The following is a 23,830-nucleotide window of genomic DNA, read 5'->3' on the forward strand; positions in this document are numbered from 1 at the left end:
ATTAAAACTCTCTTCTCGCACACATGATTTCGGCAGTACACACTACTTTGCCGTCAACTTTTGCTTCTGCTGCAAACTTCCATATATTGCGGCGCTCTTTTAAAAACTCTACATGTAAATGCATAGTATCGCCAGGTAATACTGGCTGTTTAAATCGCGCATTATCAATCGCAGCGAATAAATATAGTTCGTTATCGCTACGATTTTCAACTGTCTTAAAGCCAAGTAAGCCAGTTGCTTGGGCCATTGCTTCTAAAATCAACACACCTGGAAAGATAGGTTGATTAGGAAAATGACCCGTAAAAATAGGTTCGTTCACTGTTACATTTTTAATCGCATGTAACGACTCGCCTGGCGTGTAATCTAGAACACGGTCAACAAGTAGCATCGGGTAACGATGCGGAAGTAAACTTAAAATATCTTGGATATCAAGACTATTTAATTCATTTGCCAAAATAGCATCCTTATTTGTCTTCAATATTGAGTGACTTAGTCAGTGACTCAAGAGCTTTAATGCGGTCTTTCATATCGCCAAGATTGCGGATGTGGGCAATACTTCGGCGCCATTCTTTGTTAGTTTGATGAGGTAATCCTGATGAATAGATTCCAGGCTCTGTGATTGCTTTCGTCACCATACTCATGCCGGTGATTATAGCACCATCGCATACGCTAAGGTGACCATTAATTGCAACCATACCACCAATCTGACAATTCCTACCGATCTCGACGCTTCCGGCAAAAACCGTGCAACCGGCAACCGCTGTGCCTGAGCCGATCTCGACATTATGCGCTATTTGACATTGATTATCGATAATTACATTACTATGGATGATCGTATCGTCTAATGCACCACGGTCAATCGTAGTAGACGCGCCTACCTCAACCTTATCACCGATGATTACTCGGCCAAGTTGCGGTATTTTCACCCATTCCCCACGCTCATTAGCGTAACCAAAACCATCGCTGCCCACGACTGTATTCGCTTGGAATAAACAGTCGCTGCCAATCTCAACTTCATGGTAAATGCTTACATTTGCCCAAAGCTTAGTGCTTTGACCAATTTTTGCATGCTCACCAATGAAACAGTTTGGACCAATCTGCACATTGTCAGCAATAACAGCACCCGCTTCAATCACCACATTGGCGGCGATCGCGACATTATTACCAATCGAAGCTGAATCATGAATGACTGCACTAGGGTGAATACCCGTCACTGCTGAGCGCGGTGTGGTGTCCATTAGCTGAGCAAGCTTGGCGTAACAAACATAAGGGTTAGCAACAATGAGCTTATTACCCGAAAAGTACTCAGCGTCTGCTGATGATAAAATCACCGCACTTGCTTGAGTATCATCTAATTGCGAGCGATATTTCTTGTTCGCTAAAAATGCAATATGCCCATGTTGGGCATTTGCAAGTGTAGATATTTTTTTAATCTCTGTAGCGCCGTCACCTTGAAGGTCAGCGCCCAGAAGATCCGCTATCTGCGAAAGCGTGTAGTTTTGCATATATGATTTCTATTGCTTACTTACTTTTTCAACAACTTTGCTTGATAAGTCATCGACAGTTTTAGGGTTAACATAAATCGTTGTTTCTTTAACTTTAACTTCATCGAATTTGCCAGCTTTCGCTACTTCTTCGATTGCATCTAAGATTAGCTTTTGAACTTTAGCCAGCTCTTGGTTTTGACGCATTTTGATTTCTTGCTCTAAAGGACGACCTTTTTCAGCAAGTTGCTGCTGCATACCTTGAATCTTAGTACGTAATTCTTCTTTTTGCTTGTCGCTCATCGTTGTCGCTTCACGCTTGAACTTTTCAGCTTCAAAACGAATATCACCTTGAAGTTTTTCTAGCTCTTGACGACGCTCAGAGAATTCAGCTTCTAAAGTTTGCTCTACTTTCGCCATTTGTGGGATTTGTTTGTAGATTTCTTGCATATCAACAATACCTACTTTGTGGGCAAATGCGTTAGTAGATAGGCCCATAGATAAAGTAGCAAGTAGTGCAAAAGCTGTTGATTTAATTGATTTATTCACGAAAAAACTCCTTTAGAATGTATTACTAATGTTAAAGCTGATGGTCTTCGTATCGTCATCTTCTTCTTTTTGCAATGGATACGCAAAACTGATCAGCATTGGACCCATCGGAGAGATCCATTGTAGAGAAAGACCGGTTGAAACCCTAAAGCGCATCGGATCTGAGTAATCATCCAATTTAGCACGCTCATCTGTTGACAGGTTTTGATAACGGTCAATATTAAACTCTGTATCCCATACGTTTGCTGCATCTACGAAGAAGCTGGTACGTACAGAGCTAGTGTTTTCTTCATCTAAGAAAGGTGTTGGAACAATAAGCTCCATCCCTGCGACCGCTTTGGCGTTACCACCAATTCGGCCTGCTGTGTAAAGCTGGTCAAACTCTGATGCACCACCAATGCTACCTGTCGGTGCACCATCATGTGATGGCGTGCCAGGGATAGTTTGCGGAACACGTGATACAGCACGTGGTAAAATCGTATTTCGATCAAAACCACGTAGTTCCATTTCAGTTATTCTGAAGAACTCTTGGAACGGTAGTGTTTGGTCATAACCATTGGTTGTACCATAACCATTACCATATGCAAGCGCCGCACGCGTTGAGAATACCCAGCTATGGTCATTACTGATTGGCCAATAAAAACGTGAATCGTAATTTAGCTTAAAGTACTGTAAATCAGAGTTTGGCGTTGTTGCAGTTAAGTTAAGAGATTGGCGCGAACCTGCTGTTGGGAATAAACCACGGTTCACAGTAACGCGTGACCAACCTGCACTTAGCTCGTACTTAGTAAAGTCAAAACCTGCATCTGGGTTATTTGGATCTAAGAAGGTTTCACGAATAACACGTGTTTGCTCGTACTCAGCAATATCTGACAGTTCTTCTTGTACCCAACGAACACCAAAGTTAATACGGTTTACTGCATCGATTGGGAAACCAATGTTAGTACCAATACCATAGCTCTTCGATTTATAGTCGATTAGGCTAAACTTACTCGCATCGTAGTTACTGTAGAAAATGCTACTACCTTGCGATACACCATCAGGCGTAAAGTAAGGGTCAGTATAAGACACACTAATACGCTCAGAACCACGTGAGGTATTGATGTTGAAACCAATTTGGTTACCGGTCCCTAAGAAGTTTGATTCACTGACACCAATGTTAAATTGCAGACCTAAGTAAGAACCATAGGCAAGGCCTGCGTTAAAGCTACCTGCAGATTGTTCTTTCACAGTAAAATCTACATCAACTTGGTCATCTACACCTGGTACTGGCACCACATTAAAATCAACGCTTTCCATGTAGGGTAAACGCTGAATTTGCAGTTTAGAGCGCTCAAGGCTTTGATTGGACAACCACGCACCTTCAAGCTGTGTCATTTCACGGCGCACTACTTCATCAGAGGTATTTTGGTTACCACCCACAATGATACGACGAACATAAACACGCTTACCCGGATTAACCGATAGCGTTAATTGAACTTCTTTATTTTCATCATCAATTTCTGGGATGGTACGCACTTCAGCATTAGCATAACCAAAACGCGCTAAGTAGCTTTTGATAAACTCTTCTGAAGAGGTCACAACAGAGCCATTATAAAGCTCACCTGTTTTCAGCGGGATAACACTTCTGATGAGTTCTTCACGACCTAACAAGTCACCAATAAAGTCAAAGCCTTTCACTTTGTATTTAACGCCTTCGGTGATATTTGCTGTTACATAAACAGAGTCACGCTCAGGGCTTACAGATACTTGTGTTGAATCGATATTAAAGCGCAGGTAACCACGGTCTAGGTAGTAACTGCGAATTTTCTCTAAATCGCCTTCAATGGTTTGCTTTTGATAACGGTCGCTCGACATGAACTTCCACCACGGCAAATCTTGCTGTGACTCAGCTAATTTAAGCAGCTCTTCATCAGAGAAAAGTTCGTTACCAACGAGATTGATTTGACGAATTGATGCAGCATCACCTTCATCAAATTCAAATAATAGTTTTACACGATTTCGAGGTAACTTAGTGATACTAACTTCTACCTTTGCATTGTACTTACCAATACTGTGGAAGAATTCAACTAGACCTTTTTCAATGTTATCAAGAACTGTTTTATCAAGCGGCTCACCAGTACGGATATCCTGCTGGTCTAGCGACTCATTTAGCTGCTCATCTTTGATATCTTTATTGCCATCAAATTCGATCATACTGATCGTTGGGCGCTCAGTCACTCGGAAGATAACACTGTTGCCATCACGTAATGCTTTAATATTGTCAAAGTGACCAGAACGATAGAGAGCCTTTATGGTTCTTGAAATTGTGTACTCATCAATATTATCGCCCACATTGATCGGAATATGCGTTAACGCAGCACCCAGTGCAACACGCTGTAAACCTTCAACTTTTAAATCTTCTACAATAAAGGAGTTTTGGCCTAGGGCTGCAAAGCTAGCGCCTAATAAACTTGAAACTGCCAAATGTTTTTTTATAGCCATTTTGTTATCTTTATCCTTTACAACTGTATTACCGCTCAACACCTTTTTAAATAAACTTTTTGGTGTTTTACAATCGTGTTCAAATTGGAATTTTTCGCTTACTTGTTATAAACGCGATACATCATTGAACAAAGCGAAACATGTTAAAAATAGAAGCAGCAAGGCCCCCACTTTAAAACCAAATTCTTGCGTCTTCTCAGAGACCGGCTTTTTGCGAAAAAGTTCAATTATGTAATACATTAAGTGCCCACCATCTAGCACTGGCAGCGGCAATAAGTTAAATACACCAAGGTTTACACTAATTAATGCTAAAAAGCTTAAAAAGGCAACCAAGCCATAGCTTACGCTAGTTCCCGCGCCAACTGCAATGCCCACCGGACCACTTAAATTTTTAACCGACACCTGACCAGTAATTAAATTACCAATCATGTCAAAACTAAGGGTAATTAAACGCCATGTTTCTTGTATGCCCAGCACAATACTATCGACGGGGCCATAATGTCTAGTTTCAATATAGTTTTCTGGCCATGGCTCGACCACCGGAGACACGCCTAAAAATCCTTGAGCAACGCCTGCATCATTGGTTCTGCTTTGTGGCGTTACCGTCAGTTCTTTTATACTATCTTGCCTTTGTACACTAAATTGTAAGGATTTGTTAGGTGATTGCTGAATTAATGAAACTAACTTGCTCCAACTGCTGATATTTTCACCATTTACAGCAAGTATTTTGTCGTTAACCTGTAAACCTGCAGCTTCTGCCGCCGAGCCTTTACTGATCATGGCCACTTCTAAAAGTGCCTTAGGGCGAAACGGTACAATACCTATCGAGGTTAATGGTGGTACGTCTTGTTGATCTAATTTCCAACCATCTAAATTAAGAGTACGCACATGTTTTTGATAATTTTGATCACGAAGCGTTACCACAACACTTTGCTCACCTAAGCGACTCATAAGCGAGAATGTGGCATCTTGCCAAGTGTTAATGTCGTCTTCACCAATTTTAATAATTTGCTGGTTTGGCTCAATCTTAGCAGCAGCGGCACGGCTGCCTTGAGTTACCTCACCCACCACAGGTTTTAATGACTGCACCCCCACCATATACATCACAGCAAGTGCAAAAATAGCGAATAAAAAGTTTGCCATCGGGCCTGCAGCCACAATCGCAATACGTGCTTTTACTGATTTAGCATTAAATGATAAATGACGCTGCTCTGGCGGCACTTCGTCAACACGCTCATCAAGCATTTTGACATAACCACCTAGTGGGATTGCAGCAATCACATATTCGGTTTGCTGTTTGTCGTACCACTTGATCAACGGCTTACCAAAGCCAATTGAAAAACGTAGCACTTTCACGCCCGCTTTTCGCGCAACCCAGAAATGACCATATTCATGCACAGTCACTAAAATACCTAAGGCGAGAATAAATGAGCCAAGATTCCAGAAAAAATCAAACATGCTAGTTGATGCCTCTTTTTACAAACTCAGTCGCTTTTACACGTGCAGCTTGGTCGCAAGCTAAAATCTCATCGAGAGTTTGCACGTTGATGTTTTGTGTTGCGTTGAGCGTTTCAGCGTTAATTCGATAAATATCTGTAAAGCCGATTTGACCATTTAAAAAGGCAGCAACGGCAATTTCATTCGCCGCATTTACTGTGGTGGTAGCACCTTGCCCCATTTCACACGCATCAATGGCAAGTTTTAAATTAGGGTAACGGGCATAATCTGGTTTAGTGAAAGTAAAATCTGCCATTTGTGAAAAATCGAGCGGTTTTACACCCGCATCGACACGCTCAGGAAAAGCTAAAGCATGAGCAATTGGTGTGCGCATATCCGGATTGCCCATTTGCGCAAGCACTGAGCCATCTTGATATTGCACCATAGAGTGAATAATACTTTGTGGGTGGATCACCACTTCAATATCACTGGCACAGCAGTTAAACAGCCACTTGGCTTCTATAAACTCTAGGCCTTTATTCATCATAGTGGCTGAATCAACAGAAATCTTTTGTCCCATTGACCAGTTTGGATGTGCCACTGCCTCAGCAACAGTCACTGATGATAATGTCGCTAAATCACGCTTTAAGAAAGGACCGCCAGACCCTGTAAGCAAGATTTTGCTTACACCATTATCAGGAAGTAGGCCTGATGCATTCTGTAATGATGCTGGCATACATTGGAAAATCGCATTATGTTCGCTGTCGATAGGCAGTAAAGTGGCGCCATGTTGTTTTACTTTATCAATAAACAACTGACCTGACATAACGAGCGACTCTTTATTAGCGAGCAAGACCTTTTTGCCAGCTTCAACTGCACTTAAAGTCGGTAACAGACCTGCTGCACCTACTATCGCCGACATCACTGCATCAACATCTATATGTGCAGCAAGCTCACACATCGCATCAACACCTGCTAGCACCTGTGTGTTACACGAGCTATTTGCAAGTAAATTTGATAGCGCACTAGCGGCTTGTTGATCAGCCATAACAGCAAACTTAGGCTGATGTGCGATACACAACTCAGCCATTTGCTCGGCATTTTTCCCCGCCGCTAAAGCAAAAACCGCAAAGCGCTCCGGGTTTCTAGAAACAACATCTAAGGTGCTTAAACCGATTGAACCAGTTGCGCCCAGTACGACAAGTTGCTCTACTTTGCTCATAAACTCAGTGTCCATGCGTAGCAAAGTACAAAAATTGGCGCAGCTGCTGTTAAGCTATCGATACGGTCTAAAATACCACCGTGACCTGGTAAACACGAACCGCTGTCTTTCAAGCCAACCTCACGTTTAAACATACTTTCGAGTAAATCGCCCACCGCTGAAAATAACGCAATAAATGCAGTCATTACGGCATAGATTGGCCAAACACTCATATCAACATTAGTGAAGTGGCAAAATGCTAAAACAAAAACAACCGAAGCCACTACACCACCTAATAAACCTTCAATCGTTTTATTAGGACTTACCTTTGGCATTAGTTTACGTTTACCTAAATTTTTACCGGTAAAATAAGCACCAATATCTGCGCTCCACACAATACCAAGTACAACTAAAATTAACATTGAACCAAAGTGAGTAGATTCGCCATAACCTGCGCTACGTAGTGTATTTAATGCAAGCCAAAGTGGCACTAAGGTTAAAAAGCCTGCAATGGCACGCATTACAATGCCTTCATTCCAAGCCTTTGCCATTGCTGGGTAGCGCCAAACTAAGTATGTTGCCACAATCCACCATGCAAATGACAAGGTAAATAGATAGTTTGCATCACCCACTAATTGACCATTTTGCCAAAGTGATTCAATGGGCCAATGCCAGTTGAGTAATGCCAAAAATGCAGCCGTTGCTGCTACAAATCCAAAGCGTTTAACTTTATCGCATAGGCCCATAAATGCAGACCATTCCCACGCACCGAGCAAAACAATACCAGCGGCGATATAACTAAATAGTGTTAATGGGGTATAAAAAACCAAAATAAGTGCAAGTGGTGCCAACACGAGCGAGGTTAAAATTCGTTGTTTTAGCAATGTGTGTACCTTCAACTAGTAATTAGGTCTCGGCGAGTAATTGTTTTATTTGTTCGCCTGTACAACCAAATCGTCGCTCTCTGGCAACGTAACATGCGATAGCATCAGCAAATGCAGCTTCATTGAAGTCTGGCCAAAGCGTATCGGTAAAGTAAAGCTCAGCATAAGCCGCTTGCCATAAAAGGAAGTTACTGATGCGTAAATCTCCACCGGTGCGGATCATTAAATCAAGCTCACCTTGGTCGGCCATACTCATTTGTTCAGCCATTAGCTCTTCAGTAATATCTTCTGCGGCCATTTCACCGGCTGCGACTTTTTTCGCAAGCGTTGTTGCGGCGTTAGTAATATCCCAACGTCCACCATAATTAGCTGCCACGTTTAACTGTAGACCCGTATTATTACGAGTTAATTCATGGGCTGCATCAACTTTATTGCGCAAACCTTCTGAAAAGCGTGATAAATCACCAATTATGTTTAGCTTTACATTATTTTTATGAAGTTTTTTAACTTCTTTGCCCAGTACAAATAAAAATAGCTCCATGAGCGTATTTACTTCGTCTTCTGGACGTCGCCAATTTTCGCTACTAAATGCGAATAGTGTTAACGACTGTATACCTAAGCGAGTACAAAATTGCACTGATTGACGAACCGCATCAACGCCCTTTTTGTGCCCATAAACACGTGGGCGATTTTTCGCTTGTGCCCAACGTCCGTTGCCATCCATGATTATAGCGACATGCTTAGGCAAACTTTGCTGGGAAATTTTATCAGCGTTAAGAACCATAAATATCGAGTATTCCATAAAAAAACGCCGTCTAGTATACCCTAGACGGCGTTTCAAAACTAATAAATTTAGTTACGCCTGTTTACTTACAGAATCAGTGTCTGAAAGATAAACAGCAGCGATTAGATTTCCATTAACTCAGCTTCTTTTGCAGCTAGTTGTGCGTCCATCTCTTTGATGAACTTATCAGTAAGCTTTTGGATCTCGTCTTCTGCTTGACGTGCTTCATCTTCAGAAATGTCTTTTTCTTTCAATAAGCTCTTAATATCGCCATTTGCATCACGACGGATGTTACGTACAGCAACACGACCGCTTTCAACTTCGCCACGTACGATTTTGATAAGGTCTTTACGACGCTCTTCTGTAAGTGGAGGAAGTGGAACACGAATAACAGTACCTGCAGACATTGGGTTTAAACCTAAATCTGAAGCCATGATCGCTTTTTCTACTGCTTGCGCTAGTGACTTATCGAACACGCTAATTGCAAGTGTACGAGAGTCTTCAATTGTTACGTTAGCAACTTGGTTCAATGGCGTGTCAGCACCGTAGTAAGACACTTGAATACCGTCAAGTAATGCTGGGTGCGCACGGCCTGTGCGAATTTTAGATAATTGACTGCCTAGTGCCGCAACACTTTTTTGCATACGTTCTGACGCATCTTTTTTGATATCGTTAATCACGGTTCAATCCTAATCTATTTGCTAGTTTCGTCTGAGGCTTGTGAAGAGATAAGCGTTCCTTCATCTTCGCCCATAATAACACGCTTAAGCGCGCCTGATTTATTCATGTTAAATACGCTTAATGGCATGTTGTGGTCACGCGCCAGCGTAAATGCAGCTAAATCCATAACCTTAAGCTCTTTTTCAATGATTTCATTGTAGCTTAAGTGGCGATATAGTGTAGCGTCTGGGTTTTTCACTGGATCATCAGAGTAAACACCATCCACTTTAGTCGCTTTGATTACAGTATCTGCTTCAATTTCAATACCACGTAAACACGCTGCTGAGTCAGTCGTGAAGAATGGGTTACCTGTACCCGCTGAGAAAATTACAACGCGGCCAGATTTTAATAGGCTGATAGCTTCTGCCCAGTTGTAAGCATCACACACACCGTTCAGTGGGATAGCAGACATTAAACGACAATTTACAAATGCACGGTGCAGTGCATCGCGCATTGCCAAACCATTCATTACAGTGGCAAGCATACCCATGTGGTCGCCAACTACGCGGTTCATACCCGCTTCTGCCAATGAACCACCACGCAAGAAGTTACCGCCACCGATAACTAAACCTACTTCTACGTCGAGCTCTACAAGTTCTTTAATTTCTTGAGCCATACGGTCAAGTACTTTTGGGTCGATGCCGAAGCCTTCGTCTCCCATTAATGCTTCACCGCTAAGTTTAAGAAGAACACGTCTAAAAATAGGTTTACGATTGATAGTCATAATATTTGGGCCAGCCTTAGTAATGAGATAAAAAATAACCGCGCTATGGTTACACATAAAACGCGGTTATTTTAAAGAATTTTCATCAGTGACGCAAAAGCTAATAGCAGATTAATTTCATCTTATTGCCCTACGTCACTAAGTTAGAAAATTACTCGCCTTTTGCAGCAGCGATTTGAGCAGCTACTTCAGCAGCGAAGTCTTCTTCTTTACGCTCGATACCTTCACCAACTTCTAAACGGATGAAGTTAGTAACAGTTGCGCCTTTCTCTTTAAGAATTTCGCCAACTGATTTTTTAGGTTCCATGATGAAAGCTTGACCAGTAAGAGAGATCTCACCAGTGAATTTCTTCATACGACCGATAACCATTTTCTCAGCGATTTCAGCAGGCTTGCCTTCGTTCATCGCGATATCGATTTGAACTGCTTTTTCTTTTTCAACAACGTCAGCTGGTACGTCTTCTGGGTTTACGAACTCAGGCTTAGACGCAGCTACGTGCATAGCAACTTGCTTAAGTGTTTCTTCGTCAGCTTCACCAACTACAACAACACCGATACGGTCGCCGTGGCGATAAGAAGAAAGCTTGTCACCGTCGATGTACTCAACGCGACGAACGTTGATGTTTTCACCGATTTTAGCAACTAGAGCAACACGAGTTTCTTCGAATTGTGCTTTAAGTGCTTCGATGTCTGCTTTAGATTCTGCAGCAGCGTCAAGAACTTGGTTAGCGAAACCAAGGAAGTTAGCGTCTTTAGCAACGAAGTCAGTTTGACAGTTAACTTCAAGAAGTGCAGCGAAACCGTTACCTTCTTTGATTAAGATTGTACCTTCAGCAGCGATGTTACCTGCTTTTTTAGCAGCCTTTGCAGCACCGCTCTTACGCATGTTTTCGATCGCTAACTCGATGTCACCGTTAGTTTCAGTTAACGCTTTTTTACAATCCATCATGCCAGCGCCAGTACGCTCGCGTAATTCTTTAACTAGGGCAGCAGTTACAGCCATTAGAATATCCTCAATTGAATTCTGTTATAGGGAAGCGGTATAGGCCGCTTAACAAGAATAACAAGTCTTCATCTTAATTAGATGAAGACTTGATGACAGCTAATTACTCAGCTTCTACGAAGTCGTCTTTCTCAGCTTGAGCAACGATGTTGTTCTCACGACCTTCAGTGATCGCAGCTGATACAGCGCCAGTGTAAAGTTGGATAGCACGGATCGCATCGTCGTTACCAGGTACGATGTAATCAACACCGTCTGGGTTAGAGTTAGTATCAACGATAGCAACAACTGGGATACCTAGGTTGTTAGCTTCACGGATAGCGATGTGCTCGTGGTCTGCATCGATAACGAAAAGCGCGTCTGGAAGACCGCCCATGTCTTTGATACCACCAAGGCTCTTTTCAAGCTTTTCCATTTCACGAGTAAGCATTAACGCTTCTTTCTTAGTTAATTTCTCGAAAGTACCGTCTTGGCTTTGCGCTTCAAGGTCTTTAAGACGCTTGATTGATTGACGAACTGTTTTCCAGTTAGTCAACATACCACCTAACCAACGGTGGTTTACGTAGAACTGCTCGCTTTGAAGAGCGGCTTCTTTAACTGCTTCGCTTGCTGCGCGCTTAGTACCAACGAAAAGTACTTTACCTTTGTTAGAAGCTGCGTTCGATAAGAACTTAAGTGCTTCGTTGAACATTGGTACAGTTTGCTCTAGGTTGATGATATGAACACGGTTACGAGCGCCGAAGATGAAAGGCTTCATCTTAGGGTTCCAGTAACGTGCTTGGTGACCAAAGTGAACACCAGCTTGAAGCATATCGCGCATTGAAACGTTTGCCATTTGTATAATCCTCTATAATTTAGGGTTAGGCCTCCACATATCCCATAGCACCAACACCGTAGTTAATTTGTAACTTAAGTGCACCCAAGTGTATGTGACGATACGTGTGTGTGTTAAAATAAAATTGTGTTTGCCTTAAATACAAAAAATCAGTTAAGAATTTATTTGTAAAAAGACGGCGCGCTTTATACCATATTAAAATTGAAAACTCAACGTCTAGTGCAAAATTTGTGCACTAAAAACTGACCTGAAAAACAACTTTGGAGCCTCAATGAGTGCTGTGATCAAGACCCCTGAAGAAATCGAAAAAATGCGTGTTGCCGGGCGCTTAGCCGCCGAGGTACTAGAAATGATAGAACCGCATGTGGTGCCAGGTGTAACCACAGATGAACTAAATACAATTTGTCATGATTATATTGTTAATGTTCAAGATGCTATTCCAGCACCGCTTAATTATCACGGTTTCCCAAAATCAATTTGCACCTCAGTGAACCATGTAATTTGTCACGGTATTCCAAATGACAAACCACTTAAAGAAGGCGATAGCGTAAATATCGACGTGACTGTGATCAAAGATGGCTATCACGGTGATACATCGAAGATGTTCCACGTTGGTACACCTAACATTCAAGGCAAGCGCCTTGCAGATATCACACAAGAAAGCCTATACCTTGCAATTAAAATGGTTAAACCAGGCGTACGCTTAGGTGATATTGGTGCTGCAATTCAAAAATACGCAGAAAGCTTTAGCTATTCTATCGTTCGTGAATATTGTGGTCACGGCATTGGTGCTGAGTTCCACGAAGAACCTCAAGTAATGCACTACGGTAAACCAGGTACTGGTGAAGTATTAAAAGCAGGTATGTGCTTAACAATCGAACCTATGGTTAATGCTGGTAAACGCCAATGTAAGCTACTTAAAGACAACTGGACAGTTGTAACAAAAGACCGTTCATTGTCTGCACAGTGGGAACATACACTGTTAGTGACTGAAAATGGTGTTGAAATTTTAACGCTCCGATCAGATGATACTATTGACAGGATCATCGAACACTAGGAGCCAGCCCCAGTGGCATTACCCAATAAAGTAAAAAAGTTGCTCAGCCAAGCTGAGCAACTTAGCGATTATCGCGACTGTTCTAGTTATTTTTATAAATGGCTACAGAACGAATTCTCAAAACAACCCGTTAGCAACTTAATTAATGCCCGCGCTGAGTTTATCGACCGCTTATTAATTAAACTGTTTCACGATTACGACCTTGCTCATGAAAGTGACTTAGCCCTGATTGCTGTGGGTGGTTATGGTCGTGGCGAACTGCACCCCTATTCCGATATCGACTTTATGTTGCTGGTAAGCGAGCAGCCAAGTGAAGCCGTGTGCGAGAAAATTGGCCAGTTCGTTACCATGCTTTGGGATCTAAATTTAGAAATTGGTCACAGCGTTCGCACTATAGAACAAGCATTAGAACAAAAACGTGAAGATGTGACATTTGCCACCAGCTTACTCGAAAGCCGATTAATTTTCGGTAACCATATCGAATTCGAAAAATTAAAAAATCATTTAATTGATACGCCGATTTGGCGCTCAGACGAATTCTTTTTGGCAAAAGTACAAGAACAAAGTTTACGCCATAAAAAATGCCATGGTACAGCTTATAACCTTGAGCCTAACATCAAAGAAAACCCAGGTGGCCTGCGCGACTTACAGACCATTATTTGGGTTGCTAAAAAGCACTTTAGAGCCGAAACATTACAAGAACTTATAAATCACGGCTATCTTACTCACGAAGAATATCAAGAGCTGTCTGAGTGTTTAGAAAACCTATGGAACATTCGTTTTGCGCTACACATCGCTGCGGGTCGCTCTGAAAACCGCTTATTGTTCGATCATCAGCCTAACGCCGCTGAAATTCTTGGCTTTGGTAGTGATGGTAAAGCCTCGGTCGAGCGCATGATGAAACGCTTATTTAGGATTATGAGCCGCGTACGTGAGCTTAACCAAATGCTGCTTTCATACTTTGAACAAAGCATTTTACCGGGTGCTGGTGAGTTACCTGTGATTGAGCTTGACCGTAACTTTGAGCGTATTGGTCATCAAATTCGTGTTAAGAATCCATCGGTGTTCTTCCGCCGTGATCAGCTATTTGTATTGTTCGAGCATATTGCTGATAACCCAGAAATCACCCATATTTACCCAAGTACCATACGTACAATGCGCCAAGTTCGCCGTCGTTTATTGGGTGATTTACAAGATTACGCCGCCTGTCGCGAAGCATTTTTGCGTTTAATCAAACACCCTAACGGTATGGGCCGCGCATTTACGCTGATGCACAAGCACGGTATTATCGCTGCCTACTTACCACAGTGGCGTAATATCTTTGGGCAAATGCAGTTCGATTTATTCCATGCCTACACCGTGGATGAACATACCCATAAACTCATCAACAATATTTATAAGTACTTTGATAAATCAAAAGTCAGCGAATTTCCGTTATGTAGTGAAATTGTCACTCGCATGGACAAGCCTGAGTTACTTTATTTAGCCGGTATTTTCCATGATATTGCTAAAGGTCGTGGTGGCGATCACTCTGAGCTTGGCTCAGTTGATGCAATCGCGTTTGCTAAGCTACACCGCTTCCCAGCCTCAGATGGCAAGCTTATTTCGTGGTTAGTGGCTAATCACTTACTTATGTCGGTTACAGCGCAGCGCAAAGATATTAATGACCCAGATGTGATTAAAGACTTTGCAAGTAAAGTGAAAAATGAGCGTCAGCTTGATTACTTGTACTGCTTAACGTTAGCCGATATTCGCGCAACTAACGATAACCTGTGGAACGATTGGAAAAATACCCTACTACGTGAGCTGTATTTACACACCCAGCGAGCGCTTCGTTTAGGGCTTGAAAACCCAATGGACCAACGTGACCAAATACGTGATAAAAAACAGCAAGCCAAACAGCGCTTACTGAACCACGGTTGTAACGAAGATCAAATCGACTTAATTTGGAGTCGCTTTAAAGCCAATTATTTTACTGCTTTTAGCGAGCAACAGATTTCGTGGCACACAGAGCACTTACTAAGCTGTGACGATTTAAGCCAGCCTAGCGTTGCCGTGTCTAACACCGCAATGCATGGTGGTACACAAGTATTTGCTTATAGCCCTTACTCGGGCAGTTTATTCTCACGTTTAGTTAGTGTGATTGGTTCGAAAAAAGCGCAAATTCAACATGCGCAAGTACTGACCACAAAAGATGGCTACGTGCTATTTAGCTTTGTTATTTTAGAGGTCAATGGTGACCCGATTGCGAGTAACCGTTCGCAAGGCATTAAACGTGCTTTAGATCTTGCAATTAGCGACCCGAAAAAGAAAATTCGCCTTAAAAAGAATCGCTCTCAGCGCTTTAAAGACTTTAATATCAAACCAAAAATTGTGCTTAGACCGCATGCCCGTAAAGACCGCAGCTTAATTGAAATTCAAGCGGTGGATATTCCGGGTCTATTAACAAAAATTGCGGAAGTATTTCAAGCGCACTTATTACATATTCATGCCGCACGGATCACCACAGTTGGTGAACGTGCAGAAGATTTCTTCGTGGTATCAAATAACGAATACCAAGCATTAACAGACGAAGAACAGGCTAAAATTCATCAAGCATTGCGTAAAAAACTCAACGCAGAAACCGAATAAGAGGATCTTATGTCAGATTTAAAAACCATGATCGAAAACGCCTGGGACAACCGCGATAGCATCAGCCCAAGCACGGTATCAAGTGAAGTAAAACAAGCTATTATCGACGCGCTTGAATTACTTGATAGCGGCGCTGCACGTGTTGCTGAAAAAATCAGTGGTGAGTGGGTTGTACATCAATGGTTAAAAAAAGCGGTGCTACTGTCTTTCCGTATTCGTGATAACCAACCAATGAGCGATGGTGTTAATCAGTTTTACGACAAAGTACCCCTTAAATTTAGCGACTATACACCAGAGCAATTCCAACAAGGCGGCATGCGTGTTGTGCCTAATGCTGTGGCACGTAAAGGCAGCTTCGTAGGTAAAAACGTGGTGCTTATGCCATCTTATGTCAACATTGGCGCCTACGTTGATGAAGGTACCATGGTTGATACATGGGCAACGGTTGGCTCATGTGCACAAATTGGTAAAAACGTTCACTTATCTGGCGGTGTAGGCATTGGTGGTGTACTTGAGCCACTACAAGCTAACCCAACTATTATTGAAGACAACTGCTTCATTGGCGCACGTTCTGAAATTGTTGAAGGCGTGGTAGTTGAAGAAGGCGCCGTTATCTCGATGGGCGTTTATATCAGCCAAAGCACACGTATCTATGACCGTGAAACTGGCGAAATCCATTACGGCCGAGTACCAGCCGGTGCGGTTGTTGTTCCTGGTTCTTTACCGTCAAAAGATGGTTCGCACAGCCTATATGCTGCCATCATCGTGAAAAAAGTGGATCAGCAAACTCGCGAAAAAGTAGGTATTAATGCCCTACTTCGCTCGATTGATGAATAATAAAGCGGAGCTTTAAGCCGTCAGCTATAAGCTATAAGCTATAAGCTATAAGCTATAAGCTATAAGCTATAAGCTATAAGCTATAAGTTTAAAAGTTCAAGAAGCGCGATGCTAACTAGTTTCGCGCTTTTTTGTTTTCTGTAATGCAGTGATTTTTAGCTAGTTTGTTGAGGTATACCCGCAAATATGTTTTAGTATAAAAAACAAACAAAAAATAATAGTGAAAATGTTTAAGTCTTTTCGGAGTTTTACCCACACGGAGTTATTTTATTACACAGGGTTATTCTACCTTGTGGCAATCTTGCTGTTTGTATCACGTAGCTATCTATACGAATTGCTTGTAACCGATACCAATTCACATCGTGCTGAGGTCAAAAAACTTGAAGTTGCTTTAACATCGCACGTTCGTAAAGAATATGTTTTTGAAGCATTGCAAACAACCTTAGATGGCCTTGCAACCCCAGATCGAGTTGAAGTTACAATTCAGTGTTATACAGCTTTGTGCGATGTTAGTTTTACGAACCCGTTTATCATCATCAACGACCACAATCACTACAGTGCAGAAGTAAAGCGTGTGTTTGAGCAAAATGTTGCTGCCATTCGCCGAAAAGATATTCATTAAGCTGATCTGCTTCTCATTTAGCGCTTTTTTGCACTTATAGCTTAAGGCTTTTAACTTAAAGCGCCTCAGCTAAATTGTTACATCTTATTTCAAATACACACTTTATCGCTTAATTACGGCTATTCAGCGTTACTTCTGAAACACATTTCATTTACCTCACTGGCACTTTTTTTACATCGCACTACAATGCACACAAACTGATTTTGGAACACACACAATGAATCTGACACGTAGTTCGCTGAAAAACCCTGCGAGTGTTATTGTCATCTTGGTGTTGATTATGTTGTTTGGCATGTTGAGTATTTTTAAGCTGCCAATTCAGCTCACACCAGATATTGAGCAACCGCAGATCACTATTTTCTCTGGCTGGCGCCAAGCTGCACCTGAAGAGATTGAATCGGTGATCATTGAGCCGCTTGAGAACGCAGTAAAAAACACCCCGGGTGCCTTAGAGGTTAATACTTACATTAACCGTGGCAATGGCTCTATCACGTTAACTTTTGCTGTTGGACAAAACATGCAACAGGCCATGCTTGATGTGTTAACTAGCCTTAACCAAGCGCCGCCTCTGCCGTTAGATGCATTTGATCCTGTGGTTTTTGCTGGCGGTAATAATGGCGAAGCCGCTGCAACGTTACTGGTCACCCCAAAAGATTTTAACAGCGACAGCCTAGATTTAGACATGGCGCAGTTCCAAAAACAAATCGATGAATTTGTTGAACCCCGCTTGGCACGTATTCCTGGTGTTGCCCGCGTTGATTTAGCCAGTGAGCGACCAAAAGAATTACGTATTACCTTTGACCCTCACAAAGCCGCCGCACTTGGCGTCAGCCTTGACCAAATCAGTAACGTATTAGCCAGCTCACGCGATACTTCCGGTGGCCTTGCCAATGTTGGCCGTCGTCAATATACCGTACGTTTTACTGGGCAATATGATTTATCAAGCATGGCACAAATGCGCGTTGGTTATTCAGGCGATAGACCCATTTACCTTGGCGATATCGCAAGTGTAGAACGCACTTTTTCTGACCGTTTAGGAATGAGTGGTCGAAATGGTAAACCCGCGTATTACATTCGTATTTCGCGCGCTAACGAAGCCAATACCGTTGCCCTACTCGACGACATTAACCTTGCCATCAAAGAGCTAAACGAAGGGCCGCTGGCTGAGAATGGCTTATCGATTGAATTAAGTTTTGATGCCTCAGTGCATATTCGTAATGCCTTGTCGTTAGTTAAAAGTAACTTAGGCCTAGGTGTTTTGCTGTCGTGTTTAATCTTGTGGCTATTCTTTAGGGGCTTAAAGGCCACGTTTGTGATTGCAGCGACAATTCCTGTCTCTTTGTTAGTTGCGTTTTTAACGTTGAATATTTTTGACCGCAGCTTAAATGTTATTTCACTAGCAGGCCTTGCCTTTGCGGTTGGCTTAGTACTTGATGCCGCCATCATAGTGCAAGAAAACATCGCAAGGCTCAGAAGCGAAGGCTTTGATACTAAAAAAGCCGCGCTAAAAGGTGCAGCTCAAGTAACAGGCGCTTTATTTGCCTCAACCACCACCAGCGTTGCTATCTTCTTGCCAATTTTATTTATGGCAGGTATTGAGGGGCAATTATTCTCTGACTTGGCGCTCACCTTATCTATTGCTGTTATTGCCTCTATGATTTGCGCAATTACACTAATCCCGTTAGCTAACCATTTTTGGCCAGACAAAGAGCTCAAAGCGGATCCTTATAGTAAATATTGGCATAAGCTAACTAACTTCATCATGGCGCTAACCAATACCCGCGTTAAACAAATAGTGTGGATAGTGTCATTATTGGGTGGCTCACTCGTCGCGACCATGACCATGCTCCCGAAAACTGATTTTATGCCACGCGCACCAACCGATGGCTTTTTCTTTAACTTGAATACCCCGCCTGGCGGCAATGTGCAGTTTATGGAAGAAGAGCTGCTGATGCGCATCAAAAAGCGCTTAATGCCTTATTACACAGGTGAAAAAGAGCCGGGGATAAAAGATTTTAACTTTTATGCTTTTGGTTCGAATGCTGGTGGCTTTATTTATTCTGCTGATCCGCAACGTGTTGAAGAATTAATGAAGGTAGCCCGAGAAGAAATCTTCATTGATTTACCCGACACCCAAGTATTCTTCTTTCGAGGGTCGATGATCCAAGTTGCTAATGGCGGTGATGGTCGCAATATCAATATCGATTTAACGGGTCCTAATATGGACGAGCTAATCGCCGGTGCTAATGTGGCGCTGCAAGCTGTCACCGACGCAATGCCGAATGCCACCGCAAGGCCACAACCACGACTCGATATGGCAGAGCCAGAGCTTAGGCTCACACCCAATGACCGCCGTATAACCCAAGCAGGGCTAACTCGTCGTGATGTATCTCAAGCAGTGCAAGCCTATACAGGCGGGTTATTTGTTAATGAATACTTTGATGGCAATGAACGCATGAACGTGATTTTGCGCGGTATACCGTGGCAAACTCCAGAGGAGCTTAAAGCCCTGCCCATTGTGACCCCGCAATCAGGTATTCAAACCTTAGGTGAGCTTGCCAATATTGAGCGCACCGTGGGGCCAACACAGCTTAGACGTGTTAATGGCCGCCGTACCGTGAGTATTGTTGTCACGCCACCAGCAGATATGAGCTTGCAACAAGCGCAAACTATTCTCTCTGAGCAAGTTATGCCAAAAGTTCGTGCAAGCTTGCCTGACAGCTCTGGTGCGATTTTGGCGGGGAACGCACAAAAGATGAATTCGGCCATGCAAGAAATGACAATCAACTTTATCTTGGCTCTGTTTATTTTATTCTTGCTAATGACCGCATTGTTTAAGTCAGCCAAAGACAGCGCGTTAGTTTTACTGGTCATGCCATTGGCAATTGCAGGCGGTGTCCTGGCCCTATTCGTACTTAACTTATTTACCTTCCAATCACTCGACTTACTGACCATGATTGGCTTTATTATCTTGCTGGGTCTGGTGGTAAATAATGCCATTTTGTTGGTTGACCAAGCCCGTGTTGCGATGGCCGCAGGACTCAATCGAGAAGACGCCGTTCGCCAAGCTGTGCTACTGCGCGCAAGACCCGTTTACTTAAGTACCTTAACCAGCTTATTTGGCATGCTGCCACTTATGCTAATGCCGGGGGTAGGATCAGAAATTTACCGTGGCCTTGCCACTGTGATCGTCGGCGGCATGGCCATTAGCGCCCTATTCACCCTGATATTAATGCCAAGTTTATTGCAACTTGGCAGACAACTGCCGCCTGTTAATAACAAACAGCAACCAGAAAAAACGCCTTTAAGCTTGGTATCGAATCAATGAGTATTAAAACAATGAACACACCTTTTCGTAAATTAACCGCTCGCTTTTGTGCGCTATTCAGTCTTATCGCATTTAACGCCTTTGCAGTCGTGCCGGTTACGGTAGAAACTGTCACACAAGCTCCACTGACAAGCGAAATTGAAGTCAGCGGCACTTTGTATGGCAAAGACGATGTAACCCTAACAGCAGGCGTTAGCGGGCGTTTATTATATGTTGTTGAGCCAGGTACTCTGGTGAAAAGTGGCGATACCCTAGTTCGTATGGACACCTTACCGCTTGAACTTGAAAAAGCACGCCAGCAAGAAATGCTCAATCGCGCCAAAATAAACCTACGCTTATATCAACAAGAGCTCGCTCGTTTACAAAAACTCGCCAAAGCCAGCAGTGCTGCAGCAAGCCAAGTCGATGATATGCAAAATAAGCATGACCTTGCGTTATCTGATATCGCACTGGCTAAGGTTGAATTAAAAGTGATAGACGATCAGCTTTCGCGTGCAACCGTTCGCGCTCCATTTGATGGCGTGATCAGCGAGCGTTTTAAACGCGCTGGTCGCGAAATAAATCGCGCAGATGAACTGATCACTCTGCTCGATATTAATAACTTAGAAGTGCGTTTGTATGTACCTGTTAAATACTTAAAGTTTTTACACAAAGGCATAGAGTTACCAATTAAAGCTGGCGACTTATCAGCCCCTGATATGACAACAGCCACCGTAACAGCGGTGATCCCATCAACCGATCCGCGTTCACAAACCGTAGAAGTACGTGCTTTACTAGCAAATGATGCTGAGCAAACATGGGCAATTGGCCAACTGGTTGATGTAGCCGTGCCACTAAAAAGCAAAGGGGATGTACTACTGGTGAATCGCGATGCGCTGATCTTACGCAAAAAAGGCACCCATATCGTCAAAATCGACAACGACAACAAAGCCCTGCAAATTCCCGTAAAAGTAGGTAATGGCAAAGATAAACTTGTTGAAGTCACCCCGACTTCTAACATCACTTTAAATGCGGGCGATAAAGTGGCAGTACGCGGCGCCGAGCAACTACAAACCGGGCAAGAAGTCGAAGTTCAGGTAAAGCAATAACTGCAAGGCTTGAGATGACTGCCAGCTATTAAATAATTTAAGAGCTGGCAGTTATGATAAAGGGTAGTAATGATTATTAAGAGTTGCGCTTGTTTTTGACTTTCTAGGAAGCAAAAAGCAAGATCAGAGCCCTTCGACTTCCTTACTATCCTGAGTACCTAATTTAATTCCGATGACAGTACCAACAATCGCAAAGGCTATACTCAAAGGCACTTCTACAAACCATAAAGGTGGGATAAAAAACATTTGTAATAGTATCGATACAATTACTGTTTCCACTATAAAGCTCAGTAAATATACACTTAGGGCATAATTCCAAGCTTTTACAACATTGCGCTTAGCCAGAACGGTATAAATAGCTGCGCTCAATAAATAAGATGGTAATAACTGGTATGTAAAATATTTACCGAATGAGAGTGAAGCTAAGTTATCACTTCCAATTATTAGAGTGATAAAGGTACTTAATACGGTATTCAAAACCAGCATGACTAAAGTGTATTTTACTATCCTTAAACTGTTCAATTTGTCTCCATATGTTATGTCACAATTATGATTTAGAAATGACCAACTAGATACACTAACGCAGAACTAAGTTTACAGCTACGATTCGCGTTTAAAATACTCGCCTTATAATGCTTTAAAATAGTGAATCATTCTAATAACCTCTTTTTATTTTATAGCAATAAAGAGGTTCCCAGCGAAAGCTTAGTGGCAAACACCACCAAAGCATTGAACCTGTGTAAAATTTTGTCTCTTGCTTACTAAATTTAAACTTACATCCTTTGAGGGCTGAACCAAATTTTAAGCTTTTTGGCCTTCCACCTGTTGTAAGTGCTTCATTTGCTTGAGAGATAGATAGCATATCTACTTCTAAGTCAATACAACCATGGCTACAGCCAACCTTTCCTACTTTTATTGAAATAGGATCAGAGTTTTCAATATGCTCGATTACTATGTCATCTAATATAAATTTCATAATTCTTTTATATATGTTACGTGCCTTATAATCAGTGCCTTGTAAGTAAAACTACAGAACCCAAACTAATCGCGCGATTTAATTATTTCGACCATTTCATGCTTTTTACTATAATTCCCCTATCACTTTATTTTAGAGCTCAGCCATGAATACACTAACAGCAAATGATGCAAAACGTAATTTTGCTGAGCGACTTTTAAACGCTCAACGTGAGCCTATTAAAATTAGTAAAAACAACGAGGACGTCGTAGTGGTCATGTCTATAAGGGATTATGAAGAATTAAAAAATAAGAAAGTCGACTATATTAAGCATTGCTTTGAAAACGCAACAAGAGACTTAGCTCAAGGTAATGTAGTTGATGGTAAAGACTTCTTGGATACTTTATAAAACACTTTGCAAAAGATAAGTTACAAAAAATCCAGAAATTGGGCGTAGCTGTAATGACATTTATCCAAATGGTTTTTACTTTCCTATTGGTAAACACACTGCTTATTTTATTAAAGAAGATGGTTTTATAATGATTGTTGCCGTACTAAGCCAATCTCAGCTTCCTGAAAACCACTTATAACTGCAGCCTCCTTTCACAAAGCCAACACCTCTCACTGCAAACAGCCAAACCCTTTTAATAAAATTTCTTGAGTATTCGCGCCGCTTTGGTTTTTATGTTGAATGATCAAACGTGAATCTTGGCTAGTAAAGGTAAAGGCTCCGAGCCAAGGTAGCTGGGCTATAGGTTGCATGTGGTAAAAACCATTGGCATCAAAGCATATAAATGAGAACTCATGATGTACCGGTGCAAATACGCCATAATCAGCGGTAAATACAGCAATGTTGTCTTGCAGCATAAAATGTTTCGCTTGCGTACCCGCTACTAAATACCAAAAGCATATTGCAGTCATTATCACCACTTGTAAGCCGCCGAGTAAAAAGACTGAAAATTTAACAATACGGGTCGATTTACTGGCTTCCATATAAAGGCGCTTTGCTTTTAATAATAACCAAAGCCCAATGGCAACCAAAGTGAGCTTTACAATCATTAGTACTACGCCTACTTGATACATCAGCTTAGGGCTGTGCCATTGAATGCCAAATGTTTGCGGGATAAACAAACTATCAATTAAGGGCAGTAAAATGAGTAGGAATGGCAGAATAAGCGCTTTGTTTTTCATTATTTTCTTTTCTAGTGTT

General features: G+C 42.2%; 23 protein-coding genes. 8 read left to right on the forward strand and 15 right to left on the reverse strand.

Features of this window, described 5'->3' with window-relative positions:
• Window position 1: 1 nt before the first annotated feature.
• The 12 genes from fabZ to rpsB form a co-directional block, all read right to left on the reverse strand.
• Window positions 2-454: a 3-hydroxyacyl-ACP dehydratase FabZ gene (gene fabZ / locus JIG37_RS08580; protein WP_054553113.1), complete on the reverse strand. Its 453-nt coding sequence runs from the start codon at window positions 452-454 to the stop codon at window positions 2-4.
• Between the two features lie 10 nt (window positions 455-464).
• Complete coding sequence (gene lpxD, locus JIG37_RS08585; protein WP_054553114.1) at window positions 465-1,505, reverse strand: UDP-3-O-(3-hydroxymyristoyl)glucosamine N-acyltransferase; 1,041 nt, start codon at window positions 1,503-1,505, stop codon at window positions 465-467.
• A gap of 9 nt (window positions 1,506-1,514) precedes the next feature.
• Window positions 1,515-2,033 carry an OmpH family outer membrane protein gene (locus JIG37_RS08590; RefSeq protein ID WP_054553115.1) on the reverse strand — a complete coding sequence of 173 codons (519 nt, stop codon included), beginning with the start codon at window positions 2,031-2,033 and terminating at the stop codon, window positions 1,515-1,517.
• Window positions 2,034-2,045: 12 nt separating this feature from the next.
• Window positions 2,046-4,517, reverse strand: a complete 2,472-nt coding sequence (gene bamA / locus JIG37_RS08595; RefSeq protein ID WP_054553116.1) for an outer membrane protein assembly factor BamA — start codon at window positions 4,515-4,517, stop codon at window positions 2,046-2,048.
• Window positions 4,518-4,622: 105 nt separating this feature from the next.
• Complete coding sequence (rseP, locus tag JIG37_RS08600) at window positions 4,623-5,975, reverse strand: sigma E protease regulator RseP (RefSeq protein ID WP_138599320.1); 1,353 nt, start codon at window positions 5,973-5,975, stop codon at window positions 4,623-4,625.
• Between the two features lies 1 nt (window position 5,976).
• Entirely contained in the window at window positions 5,977-7,176 is a 1,200-nt protein-coding gene (gene ispC / locus JIG37_RS08605; protein ID WP_199529191.1) for a 1-deoxy-D-xylulose-5-phosphate reductoisomerase, read from the reverse strand.
• Window positions 7,173-8,039: a phosphatidate cytidylyltransferase gene (locus tag JIG37_RS08610; protein ID WP_054553119.1), complete on the reverse strand. Its 867-nt coding sequence runs from the start codon at window positions 8,037-8,039 to the stop codon at window positions 7,173-7,175. Before JIG37_RS08610 ends, ispC begins: the two co-directional genes overlap by 4 nt.
• A 22-nt stretch (window positions 8,040-8,061) precedes the next feature.
• The gene (locus JIG37_RS08615; protein WP_054553120.1) at window positions 8,062-8,841 is read right to left on the reverse strand and encodes an isoprenyl transferase; all 780 of its coding nucleotides are present in this window, start codon (window positions 8,839-8,841) and stop codon (window positions 8,062-8,064) included.
• 104 nt (window positions 8,842-8,945) lie between these two features.
• Window positions 8,946-9,503, reverse strand: coding sequence for a ribosome recycling factor (gene frr, locus JIG37_RS08620; RefSeq protein ID WP_054553121.1), 558 nt, complete (start codon window positions 9,501-9,503; stop codon window positions 8,946-8,948).
• Window positions 9,504-9,517: 14 nt separating this feature from the next.
• Window positions 9,518-10,267, reverse strand: coding sequence for a UMP kinase (gene pyrH, locus JIG37_RS08625; protein ID WP_138599317.1), 750 nt, complete (start codon window positions 10,265-10,267; stop codon window positions 9,518-9,520).
• A gap of 151 nt (window positions 10,268-10,418) precedes the next feature.
• Window positions 10,419-11,270, reverse strand: a complete 852-nt coding sequence (tsf, locus tag JIG37_RS08630; RefSeq protein ID WP_138599316.1) for a translation elongation factor Ts — start codon at window positions 11,268-11,270, stop codon at window positions 10,419-10,421.
• Between the two features lie 103 nt (window positions 11,271-11,373).
• The gene (rpsB, locus tag JIG37_RS08635; protein ID WP_054553123.1) at window positions 11,374-12,102 is read right to left on the reverse strand and encodes a 30S ribosomal protein S2; all 729 of its coding nucleotides are present in this window, start codon (window positions 12,100-12,102) and stop codon (window positions 11,374-11,376) included.
• 247 nt (window positions 12,103-12,349) lie between these two features.
• Between rpsB and map the strand changes: the two genes are divergently transcribed.
• The 6 genes from map (at window position 12,350) to JIG37_RS08665 (ending at window position 21,665) form a co-directional block, all read left to right on the forward strand.
• Entirely contained in the window at window positions 12,350-13,159 is an 810-nt protein-coding gene (map, locus tag JIG37_RS08640; RefSeq protein ID WP_228290538.1) for a type I methionyl aminopeptidase, read from the forward strand.
• 12 nt (window positions 13,160-13,171) lie between these two features.
• Window positions 13,172-15,790: a [protein-PII] uridylyltransferase gene (glnD, locus tag JIG37_RS08645; protein WP_054553125.1), complete on the forward strand. Its 2,619-nt coding sequence runs from the start codon at window positions 13,172-13,174 to the stop codon at window positions 15,788-15,790.
• A 9-nt stretch (window positions 15,791-15,799) separates the two neighbouring features.
• Window positions 15,800-16,627, forward strand: coding sequence for a 2,3,4,5-tetrahydropyridine-2,6-dicarboxylate N-succinyltransferase (gene dapD / locus JIG37_RS08650; RefSeq protein WP_054553126.1), 828 nt, complete (start codon window positions 15,800-15,802; stop codon window positions 16,625-16,627).
• Between the two features lie 226 nt (window positions 16,628-16,853).
• On the forward strand, window positions 16,854-17,249 hold the full coding sequence (locus tag JIG37_RS08655) for a hypothetical protein (protein ID WP_138599314.1): 396 nt from the start codon (window positions 16,854-16,856) through the stop codon (window positions 17,247-17,249).
• Window positions 17,250-17,466: 217 nt separating this feature from the next.
• A complete protein-coding gene (locus JIG37_RS08660) occupies window positions 17,467-20,577 on the forward strand; it encodes an efflux RND transporter permease subunit (RefSeq protein WP_199529192.1) in 3,111 nt (1,036 codons plus the stop codon).
• An 11-nt stretch (window positions 20,578-20,588) separates the two neighbouring features.
• The gene (locus tag JIG37_RS08665; RefSeq protein ID WP_138617156.1) at window positions 20,589-21,665 is read left to right on the forward strand and encodes an efflux RND transporter periplasmic adaptor subunit; all 1,077 of its coding nucleotides are present in this window, start codon (window positions 20,589-20,591) and stop codon (window positions 21,663-21,665) included.
• 123 nt (window positions 21,666-21,788) lie between these two features.
• Here the strand turns inward: JIG37_RS08665 and JIG37_RS08670 are convergent, their stop codons facing one another.
• Window positions 21,789-22,187 carry a hypothetical protein gene (locus JIG37_RS08670; protein ID WP_199529193.1) on the reverse strand — a complete coding sequence of 133 codons (399 nt, stop codon included), beginning with the start codon at window positions 22,185-22,187 and terminating at the stop codon, window positions 21,789-21,791.
• 133 nt (window positions 22,188-22,320) lie between these two features.
• The gene (locus tag JIG37_RS08675) at window positions 22,321-22,641 is read right to left on the reverse strand and encodes a hypothetical protein (RefSeq protein WP_199529194.1); all 321 of its coding nucleotides are present in this window, start codon (window positions 22,639-22,641) and stop codon (window positions 22,321-22,323) included.
• A 145-nt stretch (window positions 22,642-22,786) separates the two neighbouring features.
• Between JIG37_RS08675 and JIG37_RS08680 the strand changes: the two genes are divergently transcribed.
• Together JIG37_RS08680 and JIG37_RS22655 are read left to right on the forward strand one after the other, a co-directional pair.
• Window positions 22,787-23,029 carry a type II toxin-antitoxin system Phd/YefM family antitoxin gene (locus tag JIG37_RS08680; RefSeq protein ID WP_199529195.1) on the forward strand — a complete coding sequence of 81 codons (243 nt, stop codon included), beginning with the start codon at window positions 22,787-22,789 and terminating at the stop codon, window positions 23,027-23,029.
• A gap of 37 nt (window positions 23,030-23,066) precedes the next feature.
• On the forward strand, window positions 23,067-23,210 hold the full coding sequence (locus JIG37_RS22655; RefSeq protein ID WP_166341879.1) for a type II toxin-antitoxin system RelE/ParE family toxin: 144 nt from the start codon (window positions 23,067-23,069) through the stop codon (window positions 23,208-23,210).
• Window positions 23,211-23,241: 31 nt separating this feature from the next.
• Here the strand turns inward: JIG37_RS22655 and JIG37_RS08685 are convergent, their stop codons facing one another.
• Entirely contained in the window at window positions 23,242-23,811 is a 570-nt protein-coding gene (locus JIG37_RS08685; RefSeq protein ID WP_199529196.1) for a hypothetical protein, read from the reverse strand.
• Window positions 23,812-23,830: the final 19 nt, after the last annotated feature.

It is taken from the genome of Pseudoalteromonas sp. bablab_jr010 (genome assembly GCF_016464105.1).
In the GTDB taxonomy this organism is placed as follows: Bacteria; Pseudomonadota; Gammaproteobacteria; order Enterobacterales; family Alteromonadaceae; genus Pseudoalteromonas; species Pseudoalteromonas simplex.

Coding starts and splice junctions, on each gene's coding strand:
- lpxD (WP_054553114.1), bottom strand. CDS start 1,505: ATGCAAAACTACACGCTTTCGCAGATAGCGGATCTTCTGGGCGCTGAC.
- bamA (WP_054553116.1), bottom strand. CDS start 4,517: ATGGCTATAAAAAAACATTTGGCAGTTTCAAGTTTATTAGGCGCTAGC.
- rseP (WP_138599320.1), bottom strand. CDS start 5,975: ATGTTTGATTTTTTCTGGAATCTTGGCTCATTTATTCTCGCCTTAGGT.
- ispC (WP_199529191.1), bottom strand. CDS start 7,176: ATGAGCAAAGTAGAGCAACTTGTCGTACTGGGCGCAACTGGTTCAATC.
- JIG37_RS08615 (WP_054553120.1), bottom strand. CDS start 8,841: ATGGAATACTCGATATTTATGGTTCTTAACGCTGATAAAATTTCCCAG.
- pyrH (WP_138599317.1), bottom strand. CDS start 10,267: ATGACTATCAATCGTAAACCTATTTTTAGACGTGTTCTTCTTAAACTT.
- tsf (WP_138599316.1), bottom strand. CDS start 11,270: ATGGCTGTAACTGCTGCCCTAGTTAAAGAATTACGCGAGCGTACTGGC.
- rpsB (WP_054553123.1), bottom strand. CDS start 12,102: ATGGCAAACGTTTCAATGCGCGATATGCTTCAAGCTGGTGTTCACTTT.
- dapD (WP_054553126.1), top strand. CDS start 15,800: ATGTCAGATTTAAAAACCATGATCGAAAACGCCTGGGACAACCGCGAT.
- JIG37_RS08655 (WP_138599314.1), top strand. CDS start 16,854: ATGTTTAAGTCTTTTCGGAGTTTTACCCACACGGAGTTATTTTATTAC.
- JIG37_RS08660 (WP_199529192.1), top strand. CDS start 17,467: ATGAATCTGACACGTAGTTCGCTGAAAAACCCTGCGAGTGTTATTGTC.
- JIG37_RS08665 (WP_138617156.1), top strand. CDS start 20,589: ATGAACACACCTTTTCGTAAATTAACCGCTCGCTTTTGTGCGCTATTC.
- JIG37_RS08675 (WP_199529194.1), bottom strand. CDS start 22,641: ATGAAATTTATATTAGATGACATAGTAATCGAGCATATTGAAAACTCT.
- JIG37_RS08680 (WP_199529195.1), top strand. CDS start 22,787: ATGAATACACTAACAGCAAATGATGCAAAACGTAATTTTGCTGAGCGA.
- JIG37_RS08685 (WP_199529196.1), bottom strand. CDS start 23,811: ATGAAAAACAAAGCGCTTATTCTGCCATTCCTACTCATTTTACTGCCC.